This is a genomic window from Leucobacter soli, assembly GCF_042659205.1.
Lineage (GTDB): Bacteria > Actinomycetota > Actinomycetes > Actinomycetales > Microbacteriaceae > Leucobacter > Leucobacter soli.
This window is the reverse complement of sequence record NZ_JBHSRW010000144.1, coordinates 1-5,714: the sequence shown is the minus strand read 5'-3', so window position 1 is coordinate 5,714 and position 5,714 is coordinate 1. Positions and strand designations below refer to the sequence as shown.

The following is a 5,714-nucleotide window of genomic DNA, read 5'->3' as shown; positions in this document are numbered from 1 at the left end:
TGGTGGCGGGCGCCGCCCTGCATCCCCTCGGGGTCCTGTTCGCGCTCATCGCCGCGGCCGGCAACGCGACCTACTACGCGCTGGGGGCTTCGACGCACCACGGGATCCCGCCCCTGCCCTTCGTGGGGCTCGGCCTGCTGCTGGCGACGATCGTGCTGGTCGTCGTCGGGGGGACCGGGCTCCTCCCGATCGCGTTCACCGGCGCGCCCGCGGTGCTCGCCGGGGCGGAGCTGCCGGTGGTGCTCGTCGTCTCCGGGATGGTGTTCGTCTCGACCGTCGCCGCCTACGTGCTCGGGGTCGCGGCGTCGCGCCGGCTCGGTGCGACGATGGCGAGCTTCACCGGGTACGCCGAACCGCTCTTCGGCATCCTCTGGACGATCCTGCTGCTCGCGATCCTGCCGACCTCGCTCCAATGGCTCGGCGCGGCGCTCATCATCGCCGGTGTCGTCACCGTGAAGATCGGGGAGCTGCTGCAGGCGCGCCGGCGCGCGGCCTCGAACTCGGCCGCCCGCACGGTCGACTGATCGCCCGCTGACCGATCGGGGTGCTGTTGGTCGGCGAACGGCCGATCGGCGGCCCCTGCCCGCGGCTCGTCGGACCAACGAACTTGATTGTTCGGCATGCCGAACTTACACTGGTCGAAAGACGAGGGGAGTGGTGCGCATGCACCGGAGAGCACGGGGCGCGCAGCGCACGCAGAGGCGGCGGAGCGCGGAGATCGGACGCCGGTGGGCGGGGATCCCGCTGATCTGCGGTGTCGCGGTCGCGCTCGCCGCCTGCGGCGCGGGATCGAGCGCAGCGGGCGGATCCGGGGGCTCGGATGCGAACGCCGCAGGCGACGAACGGCCGGTGGTGCTCACGACGTTCACCGTGCTCGCCGACATCGCCGAGCAGGTCGCCGGGGAGCACCTCCGCGTGGAGTCGATCACCAAGGTCGGCGCGGAGATCCACGGCTACGAGCCGACGCCCGGCGACATCCGCAAGGCCGCCGACGCCGATCTGATCCTCGACAACGGCCTCGACCTCGAGCTCTGGTTCGCCCGTTTCGTCGAGGGCCTCGACGTGTCCCGGGTCGTCGCTTCCGAGGGCATCGAGGTGATGGAGATCGCCGAGGACGCCTATTCCGGCCGGCCCAACCCGCACGCCTGGATGAGCCCGCTCAACGTGCAGATCTACGTCGACAACCTGGTCGACGCGTTCGCCGACCTCGACCCCGCGCACGCCGAGGACTTCCAGCAGAACGGCGAGGCGTATCGCGCGGAGCTGCAGGAGGTGCAGGACGTCCTCGTCGCCGAGCTCTCGGTGCTTCCCGAGAACGAGCGGGCGCTCGTGACCTGCGAGGGCGCGTTCTCGTACCTCGCCCGCGACGCCGGCCTGACCGAGCAGTACATCTGGGCCGTCAACGCCGAGCAGCAGGCGACGCCTCAGCAGATCGCCTCGACGATCGAGTTCGTGGAGGAGCGCGGCGTGCCGGCGGTGTTCTGCGAGTCGACCGTCTCCGACAAGCCGATGCGGCAGGTCGTCGAGGCCACCGGGGCGCGGTTCGGCGGCACCCTCTACGTGGACTCGCTCTCCGAGCCCGGGGGCCCCGTGCCGAGCTACCTCGAGCTCATCCGCTACGACGCCGAGACGATCGTCGCCGGGCTCACGGGAGCGGGCGGATGAGCGTGAAGACGGGCGTGCCGCCGATCGGAGGGACGACCGCGCCGGCCCTCCGGGTCGACGGGGTGACGGTCCGCTACGGCGACGTGCTCGCTCTCGACCGCGCGAGCCTCGAGGTGGCTCCCGGGCGGGTCTGCGGGATCATCGGCGTGAACGGCTCGGGCAAGTCGACGCTGTTTAAGGCCGTCATGGGACTGGTGCACCCCGATGCCGGCAGCGTCCTCATCGCCGGAGACACCCCCGCCGCTGCGCGCCGCGCGGGCGCCGTCGGGTACGTTCCGCAGAGCGAGGCCGTCGACTGGGATTTCCCGCTCTCGGTGCGCGACGTCGTGATGACCGGCCGCTACGGGCGGATGGGGTTCACGCGCCGGCCGAAGGCGGCGGATCGCGAGGCGGTCGAGCGGGCGCTGGCCCGCGTCGAGCTCTCCGACTACGCGGACCGGCAGATCGGCCGGCTATCGGGAGGGCAGCGCAAGCGCGCCTTCGTGGCCCGGGGCCTCGCGCAGGGCGCGACCGTGCTCCTGCTCGACGAGCCCTTCGCCGGGGTCGACAAGCGATCCGAGGCCACCATCACGCGACTGCTGCGCGAGCTCGCCGCCGAGGGGCGCACGATCCTCGTCTCCACGCACGACCTCCACGCCCTGCCCGGTCTCGCCGACGAGGCGATCCTGCTCATGCGCCGTGTGCTCGTGCACGGTGCGCCGTCGGAGGTGCTCACTCCCGAGCACCTCTCGCTCGCCTTCGGCCTCGACGTGCTGAGCGGAGGCGAGGACGAATGACCCCGCTCGACCTGCTCCTCGAACCGCTGGGCTACGACTTCATGCTCCGCGCGCTCGCGATCGCGCTGATCGCCTCCGCGGTGTGCGCCGTGCTCTCGTGCTGGCTCGTGCTGATCGGCTGGTCGCTCATGGGGGATGCGGTGTCGCACGCCGTGCTCCCGGGGGTCGTGCTCGCCTACATCGTCGGAGCACCATTCGCGCTGGGCGCCGTGGTCTTCGGCCTCCTCGCCGTCGTGCTGATCGGCGCGGTCCGCGACACGAGCCGGGTCAAGGAGGACGCGGCCATCGGGATCGTCTTCACGACCCTGTTCGCGCTCGGCCTGGTGCTCATCTCGGTGACGCCGTCGCAGACCGACCTGACCCACATCATCTTCGGCAACCTGCTCGGCGTCACCCCCGCCGACTTCGTGCAGATCGCCGTCCTCGGCGCGATCGTGCTCCTCGTGATGGTGGCGAAGCGCCGCGACTTCACCCTCTACGCCTTCGATCCGTCGCATGCGCACGCGATCGGTCTCAACCCCAGGTTCCTCGGCGCCCTCCTCCTCGGCCTGCTCGCACTGACCGCCGTGGTCGCGCTGCAGACGGTCGGCGTGATCCTCGTCGTCGCGATGCTCATCATCCCCGGTGCGACCGCGTTCCTGCTCACCGACAGCATCTGGCGGATGCTGCTCATCGCCCCCGGCATCGCCGTCGTCTGCGCACTTGCCGGGATCTACAGCAGCTACTACCTGGACACCGCCTCGGGCGCCATGATCGTGCTCGCGCAGGGCGCCGCGTTCGCCCTCGCCTATGCCGTCAGTCTGACCCGGAAGCTGCGGCGGAGACGTACAGCGCGTGCATCGGTGTCCGCCCGAGCGTGACGGGCTCGCCGCCGCCTGCCGGGGTGACCTCGACCGCGTCCGAGAACGGGGCGCCCTCGGCGACGTCGAGTCGCGTGCCGATCACGATGCCGCGGGTGGCGAAGAACTGCAGGAGCGCCGGATCCTCGTCCGAGATGCGCTCGACCACCACGCTGCGGCCCGCGTCGGCGTGGGAGAGCTGCACCGCATCCAGCCGCGGCATCGAACCGTCGGCCGCCGGTATGGGATCCCCGTGCGGGTCCCGAGACGGGAAGCCGAGCAGCTCGTCCATCCGCTCGACCATGAAGTCGGAGACGGTGTGCTCGAGGGCCTCCGCCTCGTCGTGCACCTGGTCCCAGCCGTAGCCGAGCACCTGCACGAGGAACGACTCGATGAGGCGATGCCGTCGCACCATGGAGATCGCGTAGGATCGCCCGAGCTCGGTGAGCGAGACCGCCCCATAGGGGGCGTGCTCCATCAGCCCCTGCTCGGAGAGCTTGCGCACGGCGTCCGAGACCGAGGAGAGCTTCAGTCCGGTCCGCTCGGCGATCAGGCTCGGGACCACCGGCGAGTCGGACCACTCGGAGAGGCTCCAGACCGCTTTGAGATAGTTCTGGGTGCTGACGGACAGCTCGGTGACCGACACGTGCACCTCCTGCTTCTCCGCGACCGTTCGGCTGGCTCTCAGCGTAGCCGATCGCCCCGGCTGCGGCCCGGGAACGGGCGGCCCGGCGCCCGGCGGCCCGATGGACCGGTACCGGCGGACCGATCCACCGGATCGCTGTCGGATGCGCGGCTATTCCGGCAGCGGCGCGTCCTCTCCGGCGAGGATGACGCGCTCCGCCGCGATCGACTCGAGGTCCTCGGCGCGGACGCTCATGGGGTCCGCATCCAGGGCGACGAGATCGGCGTGCGCGCCGACGGCGAGCGATCCGAGCTCGCCGTGCAGACCGAGCGCGCGGGCGCCGCCGTGGGTGTGCATGCGCAGCGCCTGCCAGACGCCGATCGACTGGGACGGATCGAGTGCGCGCCCGTGGAAGGTGAGGCGATCGATCGTCGCCGCGACGCTGCGCATCGGCTTGGTCTGGTGGTAGTCGGATCCGATCCACACGTCGGAGCTGCCCGAGATCTCCCAGCCGTCGGCCAGCATGGTGCGGAACGGGAACTGCTGCGTCCATGCCTGATCGCCGACGTACTCGGGCACGAACTCGCCGAAGTTGCGGATGAAGATCGGTTGCGGGACGGGCACGATCCCGGCCTCCCGCCAGGCGCTCGAGAGCCGAGCGTAGTCGGGGACGAAGTTGCCGGCGTGCTCGATACGGATCTGCGGGTGCTCGCCGAAGCGCTCCCTCGCCTCGACGAGCGCGCGGCAGACCTCGAGCTGGGCGCGGTCGCCGTTCGCGTGGACGGCGAGGTGCAGGCCGGCGGCCTGCGTGCTCCGGTAGATCTCGAGCAGCTCGTCCCGGCCCAGAGCGACCTCGCCGCATGATCCCGGCTGATGCACGTACTCGGTGCCGATGGCCGCGCGCGCCGCGGAGAAGCCGCCGTCGGAGAAGACCTTCACGCCGCGGATCCCGAATCTCGCGGGGTCGTCGCCGCCGAGCGAGACGAGCGTCTCCGGATCGCACGCCGTGGCGAGGTCCAGTGTTCCGGGCACCCAGAGGTAGGCCTGGATCCGGCTGCGGATTCGGCCGTCGGCGATGCCCGCGCGGAACGCGCGCAGGCCGGAGACGGTCTCGCTGATCTCGCCGATGGTGGTGACGCCGTGACGGGTGAACATGTCGCGCACCCCGGACTCGAGGGCGGGCAGCAGCTCGTGGTCGTCCGGGCGCGGGAACGGGATGAGGTTGTCCATCTCCATCACGATGCCGGTCGGCTCGCCGCGCTCGTCGCGCTCCACGGTCGGCTTGCCGGTGATGCTCCCCTGGGTCGCCTCGTAGCCGCGGCCGATCCCACTGAGCTCCAGGGCCGTGGAGTTCAGGATGCTGAGGTGGCCGCCGGCGCGGATGACGATCGCGTGGTCGCGGCTCACGGCGTCGAGCTCGGCGCGGGTCGGAAACCGGCCGTCGTCGAGCTTCTTGTCGAAGAAGAGGTTGCCCTGCGCGACGATCCAGCGGCCGCGCGCGCGGGGCACGGCCGCCCGCAGCGTGCGGAGCACGTCGCCGATGTTCCGGCAGAGCGGCACGCGGACGTCGACGACGCCGTGCTGCGAGACCGCCGCGACTTCGACGTGCGCATGCGGGTCGACGAAGCCGGGCAGGAGGGTCGTGTCGCCGAGGTCGACGGTCTCGGTGGCGGGCCCGGTGAAATCGCGGATCGTGTCGCGGGGCACGACGCCCTGGATTCGACCGCTCTCGATGAGGACGGCGCGGTCGCGGGTCTCCTCGTCCGGTGCGAGCATGGAGTGCACGCGGCCGGCGAGCAGGATCCGGTC

General features: G+C 71.3%; 6 protein-coding genes. 4 read left to right on the top strand and 2 right to left on the bottom strand.

Going from position 1 to position 5,714, the window contains the following annotated elements:
* The 4 genes from ACFPZL_RS09160 to ACFPZL_RS09145 form a co-directional block, all read left to right on the top strand.
* Positions 1-524: EamA family transporter (locus ACFPZL_RS09160; RefSeq protein WP_382335174.1), on the top strand; the 524-nt coding region annotated here is incomplete at its 5' end.
* A 139-nt stretch (positions 525-663) separates the two neighbouring features.
* Positions 664-1,665 carry a metal ABC transporter substrate-binding protein gene (locus ACFPZL_RS09155; RefSeq protein ID WP_218114702.1) on the top strand — a complete coding sequence of 334 codons (1,002 nt, stop codon included), beginning with the start codon at positions 664-666 and terminating at the stop codon, positions 1,663-1,665.
* On the top strand, positions 1,662-2,441 hold the full coding sequence (locus tag ACFPZL_RS09150; RefSeq protein ID WP_218114703.1) for a metal ABC transporter ATP-binding protein: 780 nt from the start codon (positions 1,662-1,664) through the stop codon (positions 2,439-2,441). The genes ACFPZL_RS09155 and ACFPZL_RS09150 overlap by 4 nt, the downstream gene beginning before the upstream one ends.
* Positions 2,438-3,301, top strand: a complete 864-nt coding sequence (locus tag ACFPZL_RS09145) for a metal ABC transporter permease (protein WP_218114704.1) — start codon at positions 2,438-2,440, stop codon at positions 3,299-3,301. The genes ACFPZL_RS09150 and ACFPZL_RS09145 overlap by 4 nt, the downstream gene beginning before the upstream one ends.
* Here the strand turns inward: ACFPZL_RS09145 and ACFPZL_RS09140 are convergent.
* Together ACFPZL_RS09140 and ACFPZL_RS09135 are read right to left on the bottom strand one after the other, a co-directional pair.
* A complete protein-coding gene (locus tag ACFPZL_RS09140; RefSeq protein WP_218114705.1) occupies positions 3,237-3,926 on the bottom strand; it encodes a metal-dependent transcriptional regulator in 690 nt (229 codons plus the stop codon). The two genes, ACFPZL_RS09145 and ACFPZL_RS09140, sit on opposite strands and share 65 nt — an antisense overlap.
* Before the next feature lie 150 nt (positions 3,927-4,076).
* Positions 4,077-5,714: amidohydrolase (locus tag ACFPZL_RS09135; protein WP_382335171.1), on the bottom strand; the 1,638-nt coding region annotated here is incomplete at its 5' end.